Annotated in this window: 16 protein-coding genes; 15 read left to right on the forward strand and 1 reads right to left on the reverse strand. The window is 41.5% G+C overall.

Annotated features, from left to right (window positions below):
• Positions 1-39: 39 nt before the first annotated feature.
• The 6 genes from feoB to J4N46_RS02050 are packed head-to-tail and all read left to right on the forward strand — an operon-like array spanning position 40 to position 5,521.
• Positions 40-2,154 (forward strand): ferrous iron transport protein B, encoded by a 2,115-nt coding sequence (feoB, locus tag J4N46_RS02025; RefSeq protein WP_208057909.1) that lies wholly within the window; start codon positions 40-42, stop codon positions 2,152-2,154.
• A gap of 17 nt (positions 2,155-2,171) precedes the next feature.
• Positions 2,172-2,936, forward strand: coding sequence for a patatin-like phospholipase family protein (locus tag J4N46_RS02030; protein ID WP_208057910.1), 765 nt, complete (start codon positions 2,172-2,174; stop codon positions 2,934-2,936).
• Between the two features lie 34 nt (positions 2,937-2,970).
• Positions 2,971-3,570, forward strand: a complete 600-nt coding sequence (locus J4N46_RS02035) for a MotA/TolQ/ExbB proton channel family protein (protein WP_009416139.1) — start codon at positions 2,971-2,973, stop codon at positions 3,568-3,570.
• On the forward strand, positions 3,567-3,905 hold the full coding sequence (locus J4N46_RS02040; RefSeq protein ID WP_009416140.1) for a DUF2149 domain-containing protein: 339 nt from the start codon (positions 3,567-3,569) through the stop codon (positions 3,903-3,905). Before J4N46_RS02035 ends, J4N46_RS02040 begins: the two co-directional genes overlap by 4 nt.
• A 19-nt stretch (positions 3,906-3,924) precedes the next feature.
• The gene (rbfA, locus tag J4N46_RS02045) at positions 3,925-4,317 is read left to right on the forward strand and encodes a 30S ribosome-binding factor RbfA (protein WP_208057911.1); all 393 of its coding nucleotides are present in this window, start codon (positions 3,925-3,927) and stop codon (positions 4,315-4,317) included.
• Between the two features lie 7 nt (positions 4,318-4,324).
• Positions 4,325-5,521 carry an ABC transporter permease gene (locus J4N46_RS02050; RefSeq protein ID WP_208057921.1) on the forward strand — a complete coding sequence of 399 codons (1,197 nt, stop codon included), beginning with the start codon at positions 4,325-4,327 and terminating at the stop codon, positions 5,519-5,521.
• Here J4N46_RS02050 and J4N46_RS02055 read toward each other — a convergent pair.
• Positions 5,498-6,901: a branched-chain amino acid transport system II carrier protein gene (locus J4N46_RS02055; RefSeq protein WP_208057924.1), complete on the reverse strand. Its 1,404-nt coding sequence runs from the start codon at positions 6,899-6,901 to the stop codon at positions 5,498-5,500. The genes J4N46_RS02050 and J4N46_RS02055 overlap by 24 nt on opposite strands.
• Before the next feature lie 132 nt (positions 6,902-7,033).
• On the opposite strand from J4N46_RS02055, the gene J4N46_RS02060 reads away from it, so the two are divergent.
• From J4N46_RS02060 to J4N46_RS02100, 9 genes are all read left to right on the forward strand, one after another.
• A complete protein-coding gene (locus J4N46_RS02060; RefSeq protein WP_208057926.1) occupies positions 7,034-7,759 on the forward strand; it encodes a metallophosphoesterase in 726 nt (241 codons plus the stop codon).
• 189 nt (positions 7,760-7,948) lie between these two features.
• A complete protein-coding gene (locus J4N46_RS12825) occupies positions 7,949-8,410 on the forward strand; it encodes a hypothetical protein (protein WP_262897129.1) in 462 nt (153 codons plus the stop codon).
• A 62-nt stretch (positions 8,411-8,472) separates the two neighbouring features.
• Positions 8,473-9,747: a sigma-54 interaction domain-containing protein gene (locus tag J4N46_RS02070; RefSeq protein ID WP_009415709.1), complete on the forward strand. Its 1,275-nt coding sequence runs from the start codon at positions 8,473-8,475 to the stop codon at positions 9,745-9,747.
• Between the two features lie 33 nt (positions 9,748-9,780).
• Entirely contained in the window at positions 9,781-11,052 is a 1,272-nt protein-coding gene (locus tag J4N46_RS02075; RefSeq protein WP_208057931.1) for a nucleotide sugar dehydrogenase, read from the forward strand.
• A 216-nt stretch (positions 11,053-11,268) separates the two neighbouring features.
• Complete coding sequence (locus tag J4N46_RS02080; RefSeq protein WP_208057932.1) at positions 11,269-11,712, forward strand: IPExxxVDY family protein; 444 nt, start codon at positions 11,269-11,271, stop codon at positions 11,710-11,712.
• Positions 11,706-13,169, forward strand: a complete 1,464-nt coding sequence (pyk, locus tag J4N46_RS02085; protein WP_208057934.1) for a pyruvate kinase — start codon at positions 11,706-11,708, stop codon at positions 13,167-13,169. The genes J4N46_RS02080 and pyk overlap by 7 nt, the downstream gene beginning before the upstream one ends.
• A gap of 294 nt (positions 13,170-13,463) precedes the next feature.
• A complete protein-coding gene (locus tag J4N46_RS02090) occupies positions 13,464-13,868 on the forward strand; it encodes a DoxX family protein (protein ID WP_208057936.1) in 405 nt (134 codons plus the stop codon).
• 169 nt (positions 13,869-14,037) lie between these two features.
• Positions 14,038-15,585, forward strand: coding sequence for a type I restriction-modification system subunit M (locus J4N46_RS02095; RefSeq protein ID WP_208057937.1), 1,548 nt, complete (start codon positions 14,038-14,040; stop codon positions 15,583-15,585).
• A gap of 203 nt (positions 15,586-15,788) precedes the next feature.
• On the forward strand, positions 15,789-17,006 hold the full coding sequence (locus tag J4N46_RS02100; protein ID WP_208057940.1) for a restriction endonuclease subunit S: 1,218 nt from the start codon (positions 15,789-15,791) through the stop codon (positions 17,004-17,006).
• Positions 17,007-17,024 lie beyond the last annotated feature (18 nt).

Here is a 17,024-nt window from a genome sequence, read left to right on the forward strand (position 1 = left end):
GTGGTTGAAAAAATAATCTAATTAAGTAATATACAATTGGTGAACTCAATAAAAGTTGCGCTTATAGGGAATCCTAATACAGGAAAAACATCGTTATTTAATGCGCTCACGGGGCTGAACCAGAAGGTGGGAAACTACCCTGGTATAACAGTAGAAAAAAAAATAGGACAAACGAGCTTGTGCAGCCATTGCAAGGGCGTTATTATTGACTTGCCTGGTACTTATAGCTTGAACGCAAGCTCGGAAGATGAACGCGTGGCAGTGAATGTACTACTTGACCGCAAAGGGGAATATTTCCCTGATGTGGTAGTGGTGGTGTGCGATGTGAATAACCTGAAACGGAATTTGCTTATCTTTACGCAAATAAAGGACTTGCAACTGCCTACACTGCTGGTTGTAAATATGGCTGACCAGATGGAACGAAAGGGCATCAGCCTTGACATTGCTGCGCTAGAGGCTTCGCTGCAAACAAAAGTGGTGCTTACCAGTACCCGTACGGGAATGGGTATTGAGGCGCTAAAAAAAGCAATTATGGACTACCAATCGCTGCCTATAGCCCCTTGTGTGTCGGTAGAACGAATTGATAAAAGCTACTTTGACAGTTTAGCCACTCTTTTCCCCAATGAAAACACTTATAAGCTGTGGCTTATTGTGTCGCACAACACTTATATTATTGAAAATTACAAAGAAACTGACCTTACGAGGGTAAAACATACCAAAACAGAGAGCGAAATACGGCGAATGAAGCAAAAAGAGACGATTATTCGCTACCAATGTATCAACGAAACGCTCAAAAAGGCTTATTCGGTAGATTATCACAAGGCACAAACCCTGCGGGCGCGCCTCGACCGCTTGCTCATTCACCCTATATTGGGCTACGTGATTTTTACGTTGGTGCTTTTGGTGCTTTTTCAGGCGGTATTCAGCTGGTCAAGCTACCCAATGGACGGGATTGAGTGGCTTTTTGCTCAACTTACAGACTGGTGTGAGTCGGTTTTGCCTGAAGGAGCTCTTACCGATTTGCTCACTAAGGGAATACTGAGTGGTATTGCGGGTATTGTGGTATTTATACCGCAAATTGCTATTCTTTTCACTTTCATTTCGCTGTTGGAAGAAAGTGGCTATATGAGTAGGGCTGTTTTTTTGATGGATAACATTATGAGGCGCTTTGGGCTAAACGGCAAGAGTGTCGTACCACTGATGTCGGGCGTGGCGTGTGCAATTCCTGCTGTGATGATTGCTCGTAATATTGAAAATTGGAAAGAACGACTCATCACTATACTGGTAACGCCTTTTATGACTTGTTCGGCGCGATTGCCTGTGTATCTTATCATTATAAACTTGGTGATTCCTGAGGGTGATTTCTTGTTTTTCAGTTATAAGGCTTGGGCGTTTTTCGGTATGTACTTTTTGGGGGTTGCAGCGGCTTTGGTTTCGGCTTTTATCTTAGATAAGGTGCTGAAAATGAAACAACACAAGAGCTTTTTTATAGCCGAAATGCCCGACTATAAAGTGCCTATGTGGCGCAACGTGGGGATTACGGTATACGAAAAAACAAAAGGCTTCGTAACAGGGGCTGGTAAAATTATCTTATCCATCTCGGTACTACTGTGGTTCTTAGGCTCGCACGGCGTGGGTGAACGCTATAACACCATAGAACAACGTGCCGACACTTTGGCAGCCGAACAACAATGGGACGAAGACCAGAAAAACCATTATATAGAGGGCGAGCAGCTAGAATATTCATTTTTAGGGTATATAGGCAAGGCAATAGAGCCTGTATTTCGTCCGTTGGGATATGATTGGAAAATAAGCATAGGAGTAGTGGCTTCGTTTGCAGCGCGCGAGGTGTTTATCAGTACACTATCATCGGTATATAGCCTTGGCGGTGATTTAGATACTGAAGGTGAAGAGGGGGAACGTACTATATTGGCAAAAATGCGTAGCGAACTGCGTGCCGATGGTACACCTATATATACTTTGGGTACGGGTATTTCGCTTTTGCTATACTATGCTTTTGCTATGCAATGCCTTAGTACAGTGGCGATAGTGCGCAAAGAAACCAATAGCTGGAAATGGACGGCTATACAATGGTTTTTTATGACGGGGGTAGCATATATCAGTGCAATGTTGGCGTTTTTATTGATTAAATAAGCTAGTAAATTGATTTTATGAAAAAACTTGGTTTGGTATTTTCAGGAGGTGGTGTGCGTGCTTTGGCTCACGCCGGACTTCTGAAAGCACTGGAAGAACAAGGCATACGCCCCGCTGCTATCTCGGGTACCAGCGGTGGTGCTTTAGTGGGCGGCTTGTACGCTTCTGGGGTTACCCCCGATGAAATGCTTGAGTTCTTTAGAAAAACGCCCGTCTTTAAATGGTCGATGGTAACATTTAAAAAAATAGGGCTGATGGATAGTGCTAAATATACCAAGTTCTTTGAAAAACACTTCAAATATCGTACTTTTGAAGAGCTGAATATACCTCTTGCAGTAGCTGCTACTAATTTGCTCACGGGCAAGGTGCAGTATTTCAATAAAGGAGAACTAATACAACCCCTGATTGCTTCCTCGGCATTGCCGCCTTACTTTTCGCCCGTGCGGATAGATAAAGGGCTTTACTCAGACGGTGGTATATTAGACAATTTCCCAATAGAACCTATCAAAAATTTGTGTGAAGTGGTCATAGGTAGCTTTATCAATCCGTTAGAGCCTATTGGCGAAGACGAACTGAAAAACTCTTTACAGCTTTTACAGCGCATTTACAACATTGCTATGGACGGCAACTACACCCGCAAGTTTAAAAAGAGTGATTATGTATTTTTTCACAACCTGAGTAATATCAACGTACTCGATACTAAGATGTTAGAAAATGCTTTCCAATACGGCTACGAACAGGGAATTGAGAAAATTGAAACGATTAAACAATTAGTAAATTAACCCATAAATATATTGATAAATTAATTAAAAAACGATGAAAGAGATTTCTGAAATTCTATTTTTGGTATCGGATAGCTTATTGATACCTGACATAGTGGTGCTATTAGTACTTTTTGGGCGTGCGTTGCTACTGGTGGGCAGCTTCTACAACCGCTTTATTACGAAGTACAAAAACGATAAACAACTAAATGCAGCTATAGGGGCACTCACCCCTGACGGAGCGCAGCAGCTAAAGGCATTGCTGCCCGAACGCGACAACTCGCTCTACATACAGTATTTGCGCGACTTGCTTAGTCACGAACCCGATGCTGACTACTACGACTATATGATTGCTAACTTTGAAAACGAAGGCGAAAAAGACATCGCGACCTCTAAACTATTGGCAAAAGTAGGTCCGGTATTGGGGCTTATAGGTACGCTTATCGCTATGAGTCCTGCACTTACGGGGCTTTCAACAGGCGACATTTCAAAAATGGCAAGCAATATGCAGGTAGTATTTGCTACCACCGTAGTGGGGTTAGTAATTAGCTTGGTGGGCTTGGTAACCTTGCAGTTCAAACAACGCTGGTATGCTAAGGAAACCAACAACTTAGATTACGTAGCACGTGTATTAACTAAAAACAACACCAAATGAGAAATAACAGACGTTCCCTTGCTTTCAAAGATGACGATGCCGACCCGCTAAGCGTAGTTGTAAACCTCTTTGATGTGGCTATGGTTTTTGCCGTAGCTTTGATGGTATCTATGGTGATGAACCTCAATATGCAAGATTTCTTTTCGGGCGAAGACTTCACCATAGTAAAGAAAAAAGGCGATGATATGGAAATCATACGCCGCGAAGGGCAAAAAGTTACTAAATACAAAACAGTAGAAGGTGCTGCTGCCCCCGATGCAAGTCAAAAACGCGGTAAACGACTCGGAATAATGTACGAAACCGATACCGGTGAAACAATTTTGGTAAATGATTAATAAGTAAGCTAAAACAACAATGGAAAATAATAGGCAAAAGAAAATAGCAGGAATTATACAAGAAGAGCTGGCAAAAGTGTTGCAACAAGCCATACGCGATGCTGGGCAAAGCAACCTGATTATCTCGGTTACAAAAGTAAACGTAGCAGTTGATTTATCAACGGCTAAAGTATACGTAAGCGTATTTCCCGAAACGCAGGCTGCCGAAACACTCAAAGGGCTTAGCAGCAATGCGCCTCTCATCAAGCACGAATTGTCGCAAATCACTAAAAACCAATTTAGGCGTATGCCCGAATTGTTCTTCTATATAGACGACTCTTTGCAATATATTGAAGGTATTGAACAATCACTCAAAGAAGAAGAAAACCCTATAGAGAACCGCACCTTGCTCTACAAACGCAAAATGACCTAATAAAACGATGAAAACTAACGCCGTTCTGTACATTGCCAAGCGTTATAGCTTTGCCAAAAGCTCGCAAAACGTTATCAATATTATCAATAAAGTAACAGCCGTAGTAGTAGTGCTAGGGGCGGCGGCGTTATTCATTGTATTAGCAGGATTTGCAGGACTGAAAGACTTTACGTTATCATTTTCAACCACCTTCGACCCCGACTTGAAAATCTTCCCCAAAACGGGCAAATACTTGGCATTAGCAGCTACCGATACTCTCAAATTGCAACAAGTAGAAGGCATAGCTCATTTTACTAAAGTGTTGGAAGAGCAAGTATTCCTCACGCACAACCAGAAGAACCACATTGCTTACATCAAAGGAGTAGATGCTCAATACCCCTTAGTGAATGCTGTAGATAGCATTATCTCTTTGGGGCAATGGAACACAACGCCGCCAAGTGTAGTAGTAGGGGGGATTATCTTCAACAAATTAGGGCTCAATCTCGCCGATGGCAATTCGCCACTGCAAATAGTAGTGCCCAAAGCAGGCAAAGGGAGTATCCTCAATGACCCGATGCCCTACCGACAAGCTTTCACCGTAGTAGGCGGCATCTACCAGCTCACCGAAGATTTAGATAAAAAATACGTATTCTCAAGCCTTCCACAAGCACAATTTATATTAGGGTTACAACCCAACCAAGTCTCTGCCATAGAGCTAAAACTAACCCCAACAGCCAACGAGCGCAACGTTATAACGCAAATAGAGCACAGTTTTTCACAACCCGTAGTAGTAAAAAACCGTGCCCAACTAAACGATGCACTTTATCGTATGCTCAATACCGAAAATATAGCCGTTTATCTCATTTTTATCTTAGTACTCATCATAGCACTATTCAACCTTGTAGGAGCTATTATAATGATGATATTAGACAAGAAAGACGACCTATACACCCTCTATGCCTTAGGCTTCAGCCAGCAGCAATTACGCCGCATTTTCTTTTGGCAAGGAGTTATCGCCTCTGTAACAGGAGCCCTGATAGGCATAGCGATAGGCTTTGCAATAATAGTGAGCCAGCAACAATTTTCCTTCGTAAAGATAGCACCCACACTGCCTTATCCTGTAAGTATCACTTTGCTCAATACAATAGTCGTTTTTGCCACTATAGTAGTATTAGGCGTATTAGCCTCGTGGATAGCCTCCTCACGCGTGCCGCTTCGCAGGTGATGAGCGTGTAACTACTGCCACTACTACAAAAGCTACTAATGAGGGCAACAACCATTCCAGCTTAAAGCTACCCAGTGGCAGCCACTGTTTTACAACAAATATCCAATCGCGTAACATATATGCTAACCACCAAGGCATATCGAGGAGGGCAATACCAGCTACATCAATAGCCGAAACAATAGCTGTAACTACTACTGCCGTAACATAAGGTGCAGGGCGTTGTACCCATTTGCCAAAAACAAGCACATATAAAATAATCGTGAATACAATAGGATATACAAACAATAGTATATATACCGCATAAGCAATAATACTATCTACCGAATTTACAGATATAACTATAGAAACAACTGTAGTAATCACAGCCCATACCTTGTAAGATACACGCCCGCGAGTAAGTCCCTCAAAAAAAGAACTCACCGATGAAATCAGCGCAATAGCGGTAGTAAGACACGCCAGCCCAATAGCCAGCGCTACCCCTATCGTACCCCATTTGCCTAACGTGTTGTGCGAAATATACAACAGCAAATCAGTGCGCAGTATCACACCTTCTTTGCCTTCATACCCCGAATGAGCCCCCAAATAAATCAGTCCCCCATAAATAAACAACAAGCAAAGCGTAGAAACTACCCCTCCCATTATCGTAACTCGTGTACATTCTGAAGGCTCGTTGTAGCCCTTATTTACGATTGCAGCAATAATAATACCCGCAAAAATCACCGAAGCCATAACGTCCATTGTCTGATATCCCTCTGTAAAGCCCAATACAAAGCTTTGCGAAGCCCCTAAATTTGTAGGCATCGCCTCTGCTTCAGGATATACCACCCCCAAGAAGATAAGCAAGATGAGCACTATCAGCAAGAAAGGCGTGAGAAACTTCCCAATAACATCTACAATACGTGATTTAGAGATAGAAAGTACCAATGCTACGCCAAAAAAGAAGATAGAAAAACACAGTGATTTAGAGATAGAAAGTACCAACGCTACCTTAAAAAAGGAGATAGAAAAACACAAAGGCGAAAGGTTAGGCAGTAGCGGCTGGATACCAATCTCATAGGTAGTAGCCCCCGTACGAGGTAAAGCCAAAAGAGGTCCTATAAAAAGAATAATCACAAAGGTAAGAGCACTTATCAGTTTAGGGTGGATAAGCCAACCCAAGTCGGTGAAATGTTTGCCTACACGCGCCACCATCAGCACTCCCAAAAAAGGCGCTATAATAGCCGTAATAAAAAAACCAGCCAAAGCCCAATACCAGTGGCTACCCGTGTTTAAACCAATAAAAGGCGGCAATATAAGATTGCCCGCACCAAAAAACATCGCAAAAAGCGCAAAACCCACAGTAAGCGCCGTAAGCCATTGATTTAGTTTCAACCCTCTCATAATAATCGGTATTATAAATAAAGTTGCAAATAAAAGAAAAATAACACAATTATCAAAATCTAAAACCTACAATTAACAATTTTTTATTATCTTTGCACTGAAAATCAATAATTCTTTTTATAAATTTACAGTATGCGTACCCTTGTAATTGGCGATATTCACGGCGCTCTCATAGCCCTACAGCAAGTACTCCAGCGAGCACAAATCACCCCCAAAGACCATCTTATCTTCCTTGGTGACTATGCCGATGGCTGGAGCCAAACCCCTCAAGTGTTAGACTTCCTTATTGAATACCAGCAGCAACACCACTGCACCTTCTTGCGCGGCAACCACGATGCCCTATGCTACGACTTCCTTTGTGGCAAAACAAACGACACTATGTGGTACCAACACGGCGGTAAGGCTACCGTAAAAGCCTATGAAAACATCAGTGAAAACACAAAAGAAGTCCATCGCAACTTCCTTTTCGCGCTGGAAGACTATTATTTAGACGATGACAATCGTTTGTTTTTGCACGCAGGCTTCACCAACCTGCGCGGGGTAGCATACGAATATTTTACTGAAATGCTCTATTGGGACAGAACCCTTTGGGAAACCGCCTGCAGCACCACCCTTGCACCTACCCATCCCCAGTATCCCACCCGCTTACGCCTTTACAAGCAAATATACATAGGGCACACCCCCACCACCCGTTTGGGCAGCACCCATCCGCTCACCTTTCACAACGTAACCAATGTAGATACAGGCGCAGCCTTTAAAGGCGTCATTACAATTCTCGACATCGATAACAATACCTATTGGCAAAGCGATCCCGTTTACACCCTATACCCCCAAGAACAAGGGCGAAACACAAAATAATAGTTAAGTTTTAGCCCACAGTCCCACCGAACCTTGAGCGAAGGATAAGCGAAGGTTGAGCGAAGGATAAAAGCCTGTGCGGCTCGCACCGAGCTGGTGCAGCGGAGTATGTGACGAATATATACCCTAATCATTAAACATTAAACATTATTTTGTATTTTTGCGGACTGACACTAACAACACCATACTATGGAAGAAACATCACAAGGAGAGTTGCTCCTCTATCAAGATGAAAAGGGGGCAACCCAAATAGAAGTACGCCTTGAAAACGAAAACGTTTGGCTTACACAAGCACAGTTGGTAACCCTTTATCAATCTAGTAAAGCTAATATAAGCGAGCATATTAAGCATATTTTTGAAGAAGGAGAATTAGAGGAAAAAGCAGTTGTTCGGAAATTCCGAACAACTGCCGCTGATGGCAAAAATTATAACACAGCTTACTACAATGTTACTCGTGCGCCACACACTTTGTCAAACTTTCAGAGTTTGACAAAGTTAATTACTCTGATAATCAATCGATTTTATTCACATTGTAGGGGCGATTGGCAAATCGCCCTCACGAAACAAAACTTTTCGGACAGCCACTACCCTTCACCAGTCCCACCGAACCTTGAGCGAAGGATAAACCTATATACCCTACTTCTAAAATAATCATTAAACATTAAACATTATTTCGTATCTTTGCACACCACAATTTTGATACCTACAGAAAAATGGAAAATATCCAAGCTATAAAACAACGATTTAGCATCATTGGCAACGACCCCATGCTGAACCGCGCCATAGAAAAAGCTATACAAGTAGCCCCTACCGACATTTCCGTTCTCGTAACGGGCGAAAGTGGTGTAGGAAAAGAAAGTATCCCCCGCATCATACATACCCTATCCAACCGAAAACACGGAAGATATATCGCTGTAAACTGCGGTGCTATCCCCGAAGGAACGATCGATTCCGAACTCTTTGGGCACGAAAAAGGAGCTTTCACAGGAGCTACTGCCACCCGTAATGGCTATTTTGAAGAAGCTGATGGAGGCACTATCTTCCTCGATGAAGTAGGCGAACTACCCCTCACCACCCAAGTACGCCTCTTGCGCATCCTCGAAAATGGCGAATTTATGAAAGTAGGCTCTTCAGTAGTACAGAAAACCAACGTACGCATCGTAGCGGCTACCAACGTAAAAATGCAAGATGCTATCAAAAAAGGACAATTCCGCGAAGACCTCTATTACCGTCTCAGTACGGTTGAAATACACCTACCCCCCTTGCGCGAACGAAAAGACGATATTCACCTGCTGTTCCGCAAATTTGCTTCCGATTTTGCCAGCAAATACAAAATGCCCGCCATCAAGCTCACCCCCGATGCTGTATCCCTCCTCACCAACTACCGATGGAGCGGTAACATACGCCAGCTGCGCAACGTAGCCGAACAAATATCTGTATTAGAACAGCAACGAGACATCACAGCCCCCGTACTGCAAACCTACCTGCCCACCCCCACCAGCACCCTCCCCACCGTAATACCCCAAAATAATCGTAACGAAAACGACTTTAGCAACGAGCGAGAACTCCTCTATAAAGTCCTTTTTGATATGAAAAACGACCTCAACGACCTGAAAAAACTCACCCTTGAGCTCCTCAAAAACGGAAATTCAACCAAAGTGCAGGAAGATAACCAAACGCTTATACACCGCATCTATGGTAAAACCCCAGAAACCCCAGTCCCCACACATTATCCCGAAAATACCACACCCTATACCCTTATCCCTGTGAAAACCAATGAAAATACCACTATCCACCCCGTAGAAGACACTTATACTTACGAAGAAGCTACCGAAGAAGAACGCTTTTCGTTACAACAACAAGAAAAAGAAATGATTAAAAAAGCCTTAGAGCACAACGAAGGCAAAAGACGCGAAACTGCCAAAGAACTCGGCATCTCCGAGCGCACACTCTATCGCAAAATAAAACAATACAATTTAGACAATTAGCCTATTTGCTAATTGATTTATCAGCAAATTATTATGAAATCATACAAAATAGGCATCATAGGGCTTGGTTATGTAGGATTCCCCTTAGCCTGCCTCTTTGCCAAAAAATACCCCACCATAGGTTACGACCCACAAGAAAAACGCATAGCGCAGCTGCGCGAGGGAATAGATATCACCAATGAAATCGATACAGAGGTGATACAAGCACGCCTAAATACATACCTGCAATGCACTAATGACCCCAATGCGCTGAAAGACTGCAATGTATATATCGTAGCAGTCCCCACACCCATAGACCTTTATCAGCAACCCGACCTTACAGCACTGCGCAAAGCAAGCAAAACCGTAGGCACACTGCTCAAGCAAGGTGATATTGTTATCTATGAATCTACCGTCTACCCTGGCGTTACCGAAGAGGTATGCGTACCTATATTAGAACAGACGGCAAAACTTACCTTCAATAGCGATTTTTTTGTAGGCTATTCACCCGAACGCGTAAACCCGTCCGACAAGCAGCACACAGTAGAAAACATCAAAAAAATAACCTCTGGCTCTACTCCCACTATTGCTTCCGAAATAGATGCCCTCTACAACAGCGTTCTCACAGGAGGTACCTACCCTGCCGAGAGCATCAAAGTAGCCGAAGCAGCCAAAGTAATAGAAAACGCCCAACGCGATGTGAATATCGCCTTTATGAACGAAATTGCACAAATATGTAACCTCTTGAATATCGACACCCAATCGGTTATCAATGCCGCTGCCAGCAAATGGAACTTCCTGCCCTTTTGCCCAGGATTAGTAGGAGGGCACTGCATAGGCGTAGACCCCTACTACCTCATACAAAAAGCCAAACTACACGGCTTATCACCACGCCTGATGATGGAAGCCCGAAAAACCAACGATAGTATGGGAGGGTATATAGTACATCAAATTGTGAATAAATTATGCACTCTTGGTATTAAAGTGAAAGACAGCAGGATACTTCTCTTAGGATTTACTTTTAAAGAAAATTGTCCCGATATTCGCAATACCAAAGTAATAGACTTATATCATAGTCTGGAAAGTTTTACACACAACATTACTATCTACGACCCTCACGCCAATGCAGAAACTGTACAAGAAGAATACGGCATCACCCTCATTACCGATATGAATAAGCTGCCCAAAAACAACGATGTTGCAGTACTATGCGTTGCCCATAACGAGATGTTATCTATAGATATTAATCAGTATATCAAGCCCGAAGGTATTATTTATGACGTAAAAGGAATACTACCCCTTAGCCCAAAAACTTATAGGCTATAAAACGACGAGGCGTGCAGTTTCACAACTACACGCCTCTTTTAGTATATAAATAATAGCGATTTCTGAAGAAATATTCCTCCTATTTTATTTAGAAAGATATTACATTCTTCAAGTAGAATCTCAAAAACCGTGCCAATCTTTTTTTTAATCATTAACATTAATCATTGATATTTAAACATTATTTCGTATCTTTGCCCCCGAAAACAACTACACACTATGGCTCTGCTAAAATTGAATAAAAACGAACTTATCAACTATCAGCTCATCGGGATAGAAACCCCCTTGCCCGACTATAAGCTCGCCTATAAACTAAACCAAAAACTACATATTCAATTAGCAAAACATAATGACTATGAACCTCTAATAGCTACAAACCAGCAATACCACTCTTATTACACTTGGCAAGACCCTGCTACCGACCTAAAATGGCACTGTATAAGCAATAAAATGCTCATAGAAGGTACTCCCAATCAGCTATTCGGCATAGAATACCTCATAGATAAGTATAAAACAATAGATTATTTCTTAAAAATAGACACCCTCGATACCGACTTATGCAATGCTAATACCATAATGCAGCAACTAATACCCCTAAAATGCAAAATTATAGACCCTAATAAACTGAATTTAAAACATAATTACATATTTCAAGAATGCTAAATAGTAAAAAAACCAAAATAGTAGCTACCTTAGGTCCTGCTACCGCTGACCCCGAAGTTATCAAAAATATGATGATTGCGGGAGTAAATGTGTTCCGTATCAACTTCTCTCACGCCGACTATGACGATGTGCGAGAACGCATTGAGATGATACGCCGTATCAACCAAGAAAACGGTTTCCATACCGCTATCCTTGCCGACCTGCAAGGTCCTAAATTACGCGTAGGCGTAATGGAAGAAGGTACCGTAGTAACACCAGGAGATAAAGTTACTTTTGTAACAGGTGAACCTTTTGTAGGCAACAAAGAGCGTGCTTATATGAACTACGAAAAATTCCCTGCCGATGTACGCTCAGGAGAACGCATCTTGTTAGATGACGGTAAACTTATCTTCGAGGTATTATCATCAAACGGAGAAAACGAAGTAGAAGCTGTCGTAATACAAGGAGGTCCTTTCAGCTCTAAAAAAGGGGTAAACCTCCCCAATACTAAAGTATCACTACCTGCCCTTACCGAAAAAGATATACGCGATGCCCTATTTGCTATCACTCAAGAAGTAGATTGGTTTGCCCTCTCATTTGTACGCCACCCCGAAGATATTCAAGACCTTAAAGACCTTATCGAGGAAAACGCAGGGCACAAAATACCTATTATTGCCAAAATTGAAAAACCAGAAGCTCTAAAAAATATAGATAAAATTATGGCAGCCTGCGATGGTATAATGGTAGCTCGTGGCGACCTTGGTGTAGAAATCCCTGCCGAAGAAGTACCTCTTATCCAAAAAGAGTTAGTACACAAAGCCAAAGCACACCATATACCTGTAATTATCGCTACCCAGATGATGGAATCGATGATAAATAGCCTAACCCCCACCCGTGCCGAAGTGAATGACGTAGGGAACTCTGTCCTTGACGGTGCCGATGCGGTAATGCTTTCGGGCGAAACTTCTGTGGGTAAATACCCTGTACAAGTAATAGAGCAAATGAGCCGCATTATTCGTAGTGTAGAAGATTCTGATATTATCAAAGTACCACTCGTTACCCCTTTTATACGCTCTTTGCGCTATATTACCAACACCATTTGCTTTCACGCAGCCAAGATGGCTAACGATACCAATGCCAAAGTGATAACCTCACTCACCAATAGTGGCTATGCAGCATTCCGCATTTCGTCATATCGCCCCAGCTCACATATTTTGATATTTACCTCTAATAAGCGATTACTCACCCAGCTAAACCTATTGTGGGGTGTAACCACTTTCTATTATGACCGCTTTGTCTCTACCGATGAAGTTATAGAAGATATCAACCACGTAGCCAATGAAGAAGGCTATGTAGATATGGGCGACATAATGATCAACCTCGTATCGATGCCAATGCAAGGCAAAGGAATGGTAAATACCCTACGCGTTACCGAAATCGACTCTTGCGCCGTAAGTTTTGACAAGAAAAAACGATAAAGGTAATTATAAATTAATCAATAAGATAATAAATTAACACACAGAGGCTGTCCGAAAAGTTTTGTTTTGTGAAGGCGATTTGCCAATCGCCCCTACAATGTGAATAAAAGTGATTGATTATCAGAGCAATTAACTTTGTCAAACTTTCAAAGTTTGACAAAGAGTGTGGCGCAATCATACTTTTTAAAACTTTTCGGACAGTCCCTTTTAATGAATAAACTGTAAAAATGCAGTAGCATCACACTCCATTAGTAGCCAATTACCATTCACTCTCATAAAATAAAAATTAAAAGTATGAAAAACAGAGATTTAGGATTACTTATTTTGCGACTTACTATAGGCTTATTAATGATTCCACACGGGATTAACAAGGTTATACATCCTGTCGCCTTTCGTTTTATAAAAGAGACTGTAGAAGCCAAAGGGTTACCTATATTTATTGCTTATGGTGTATTTATAGGTGAGATTGTAGCCCCTTTATTAGTAGTATTAGGATATAGAGCACGTATTGCAGCCTTTGTGATGTTCCTCAATGGGTTAGCAACTCTTTATTTAGCCTATAGCAATAAGCTTATAGCACTCACTGAGTACGGTGATTGGTCACCAGAACTATCCGCCCTTTTCTTTTTAGGTGCATTGGCTCTATTCTTTACAGGAGCAGGCAAATACAGCCTTTCACATCGCAACACTTGGGACTAAAGCACTGCACTACACCCAAAACTCAAAAACAGCTGGTAGCAAAAAAATGCTATTGGTAGATTTAAATCATAAATAAAAAGTGTTACTTCCGTAATTTTCTCATCTACATTAGCTAATTAGCAAATTATTATTATCTTTGCCTGAGAAATTTAAAAAAACAGGTAATATAATGAGCAGTACTAAACAACGAGAAGAATTACAAGCCGCTATTTGGAAGATAGCCAATGATGTACGTGGCGCTGTAGATGGTTGGGATTTTAAACAATTTGTATTGGGTACCCTTTTCTATCGTTTTATCAGCGAGAATTTTACTAATTTCATCGAAGGTGGCGATGAGAGCGTGCAATACGCTCAGCTGCCCGACAGTGCTATTACCCCTGAAATAAAAGACGACGCTACTAAAACCAAAGGCTACTTTATTTACCCTACTCAGCTTTTTGTAAATGTAGCCAAAAAAGCAAATACCAATTCCAATCTCAATACCGATTTAGCGGCTATCTTCTCGGCTATTGAAAGTTCTGCCAATGGCTACCCTTCCGAAGCGGACATCAAAGGACTGTTTGCCGACTTCGATACTACTTCCAACCGCCTTGGCAATACGGTTGAGGAAAAAAACAAACGACTTGCGGCGGTAATAAACGGAGTAGCAGGACTTAGTTTTGGTGATTTTGAAAACCACCAAATCGACCTCTTTGGCGATGCTTATGAGTTCCTTATCTCCAATTATGCTGCCAACGCAGGCAAATCGGGAGGGGAGTTTTTTACCCCTCAGAACGTATCAAAACTCATTGCGCAGTTGGCATTGTTAGGACAAACTTCAGTAAATAAGATTTACGACCCTGCTTGTGGGTCGGGCTCTCTACTACTACAAGCTAAAAAACACTTCGATGACTACCAAATAGAAGAAGGCTTCTTTGGGCAGGAAATCAATCATACTACCTACAACTTGGCGCGTATGAATATGTTCTTGCACAATATCAACTACGACAAATTCAATATTGCCTTAGGCGATACCCTCATCAACCCTTGCTTTGGCGATGAAAAACCTTTTGATGCGATTGTTTCTAATCCTCCTTATTCGGTGAACTGGATAGGTAGCGACGACCCTACCCTTATCAACGATGACCGTTTTGCGCCAGCAGGTGTATTAGCTCCAAAATCTAAAGCCGACTTTGCCTTTGTATTGCATTCCCTCAGTTACCTTTCCGCTAAGGGGCGTGCGGCTATCGTATGCTTCCCTGGTATTTTTTACCGTGGAGGTGCTGAGCAGAAAATCCGCAAATACCTCATCGATAACAACTATGTAGAAACCGTCATTGCCCTACCGCCCAACCTCTTCTACGGTACGAGCATTGCCGTAAATATATTAGTGCTTTCCAAACACAAACCCGACACCCTTACCCAATTTATAGATGCCAGTGGTGAGGACTTTTTTAAGAAAGAAACCAATAACAACGTGCTGACCGATGCCCATATAGCGCGTATCGTTACTATTTTTGCCGACAAAAAGGCGGTACCTCACACCGCAGTACAGATAGATAACCAGCAGATAGCCGAAAATGATTACAACCTATCTGTGAGTTCATACGTAGAAGCTAAAGACACCCGCGAGGTGATAGATATAAAGGTGCTAAATGCTGAAGTAATACAAACGGTAGCGCGTATTAATGAGCTGAGGGCTGATATAGAGGAGATTATTAGAGAAATAGAAAACTAATAGATAAATATGGAAGCACAAAAATCAGCCGAAGCAACTGTCAAGATTTTCTTGACAATTCAAAAAGAAGGTAACTAAGACGTTAGGCAACAATATTAGAAGAAAGTGGTATGTCGGAATTTCCGACACACCACTCAAAAAGCTTAAAAGCATTAGAGAAAAACACAGCTAAGCTATTGAAAACGAAACACAAATAACAACCTATGACACAAGAACCAAAAATATTCCCTTATATAGCGCGCCTCCTGCAAGGCGCTGAAGTAGTATGGAAACCGCTAGGAGAAGTATGTAAAGTATTAAGAGGTAAATCTTTGCAAAAGTCTGATATAGGATTAGGTAATGTTCCTATAATATTGTACGGAGAATTATATACCACATATGGAAATTACATAACAGAGATAGTGTCACATACTTCTTTAGAGCGAGTTGAAAAAGCAACTATAGCTAAAAAATCCGACTTATTATTACCTCTATCTAGTACAACAAAAGAAGCTCAAATAGGTAAAGTTTCAGCCATTTGCATAGATATACCTGTGTATATAGGAGGAGATACCCTTATTTTATCTCACTTACAAAATGCAGGATATTTAGTTCATTTATTAAATAGTGAATGGTTTGAAAAACAAAAAATGAAATGTGTAAAAGGAACAACAATAATGCACCTCTCCCCAAAAGAGTTTTTGAAACTCCCAATCCCTCTCCCTCCTCTTTCTGTTCAGCAAGAGATTGTTCGTATTTTGGACAAGTTCACCCAGCTGGAGGCGGAGCTGGAGGCGGAGCTGGAGGCGGAGCTGGAGGCGGAGCTGGAGGCGGAGCTGGACTGCCGCAAGCGGCAGTATGAATACTATCGTAATAAGTTACTGAGTTATGAAGGAAATGAGGTAGAATGGAAAACGCTGGGAGAAGTAGCTAAAGTTACTATAGGAGAATTTGTCCATAAAAATTATCAGAAAGCAGACGGATTATACCCTGTTTTTAATGGTGGAATTACTGAGACAGGTTTCTATGATAGATTTAATCAAAAAGGTAATAAAATAATTATTAGTGCAAGAGGAGCTAATGCAGGTTTTGTTAATAAAATTCACTCTCCTTTTTGGGCAGGTAATAGCTGTTATACTATTGATTTGAATGATAAAGATGGAAAATATTGGATATATGTATATTACTATTTAAAGAATAATCAGGAAAAACTAATTGGAGTGCAACAAAAAGGAGGAATACCTGCAGTTTCCAAAAAACAAATAGAGACTCTTAAAATCCCTCTCCCCCCATTAGAAAAGCAAAACCGCATTGTCGCTATTCTTGATAAGTTCGATACTTTAGTTAATTCCATTAGCGAGGGGCTACCCAAAGAAATAGCCCTGCGCAGAAAACAATACGAGTATTACAGAGAAAAATTATTGTCTTTCCCTAAGAAATAAAATGCTTAAGCAAGTTTT

Origin of the sequence: Capnocytophaga bilenii (assembly GCF_017565765.1) — a bacterium.
Classification (GTDB): Bacteria; Bacteroidota; Bacteroidia; order Flavobacteriales; family Flavobacteriaceae; genus Capnocytophaga; species Capnocytophaga bilenii.

Bases quoted from the DNA above. Each gene is read 5' to 3' on its own strand.
- J4N46_RS02030 (WP_208057910.1), top strand. From the start codon at position 2,172: ATGAAAAAACTTGGTTTGGTATTTTCAGGAGGTGGTGTGCGTGCTTTG.
- J4N46_RS02035 (WP_009416139.1), top strand. From the start codon at position 2,971: ATGAAAGAGATTTCTGAAATTCTATTTTTGGTATCGGATAGCTTATTG.
- J4N46_RS02040 (WP_009416140.1), top strand. From the start codon at position 3,567: ATGAGAAATAACAGACGTTCCCTTGCTTTCAAAGATGACGATGCCGAC.
- rbfA (WP_208057911.1), top strand. From the start codon at position 3,925: ATGGAAAATAATAGGCAAAAGAAAATAGCAGGAATTATACAAGAAGAG.
- J4N46_RS02050 (WP_208057921.1), top strand. From the start codon at position 4,325: ATGAAAACTAACGCCGTTCTGTACATTGCCAAGCGTTATAGCTTTGCC.
- J4N46_RS02055 (WP_208057924.1), bottom strand. From the start codon at position 6,901: ATGAGAGGGTTGAAACTAAATCAATGGCTTACGGCGCTTACTGTGGGT.
- J4N46_RS02060 (WP_208057926.1), top strand. From the start codon at position 7,034: ATGCGTACCCTTGTAATTGGCGATATTCACGGCGCTCTCATAGCCCTA.
- J4N46_RS12825 (WP_262897129.1), top strand. From the start codon at position 7,949: ATGGAAGAAACATCACAAGGAGAGTTGCTCCTCTATCAAGATGAAAAG.
- J4N46_RS02070 (WP_009415709.1), top strand. From the start codon at position 8,473: ATGGAAAATATCCAAGCTATAAAACAACGATTTAGCATCATTGGCAAC.
- J4N46_RS02075 (WP_208057931.1), top strand. From the start codon at position 9,781: ATGAAATCATACAAAATAGGCATCATAGGGCTTGGTTATGTAGGATTC.
- J4N46_RS02080 (WP_208057932.1), top strand. From the start codon at position 11,269: ATGGCTCTGCTAAAATTGAATAAAAACGAACTTATCAACTATCAGCTC.
- pyk (WP_208057934.1), top strand. From the start codon at position 11,706: ATGCTAAATAGTAAAAAAACCAAAATAGTAGCTACCTTAGGTCCTGCT.
- J4N46_RS02090 (WP_208057936.1), top strand. From the start codon at position 13,464: ATGAAAAACAGAGATTTAGGATTACTTATTTTGCGACTTACTATAGGC.
- J4N46_RS02095 (WP_208057937.1), top strand. From the start codon at position 14,038: ATGAGCAGTACTAAACAACGAGAAGAATTACAAGCCGCTATTTGGAAG.
- J4N46_RS02100 (WP_208057940.1), top strand. From the start codon at position 15,789: ATGACACAAGAACCAAAAATATTCCCTTATATAGCGCGCCTCCTGCAA.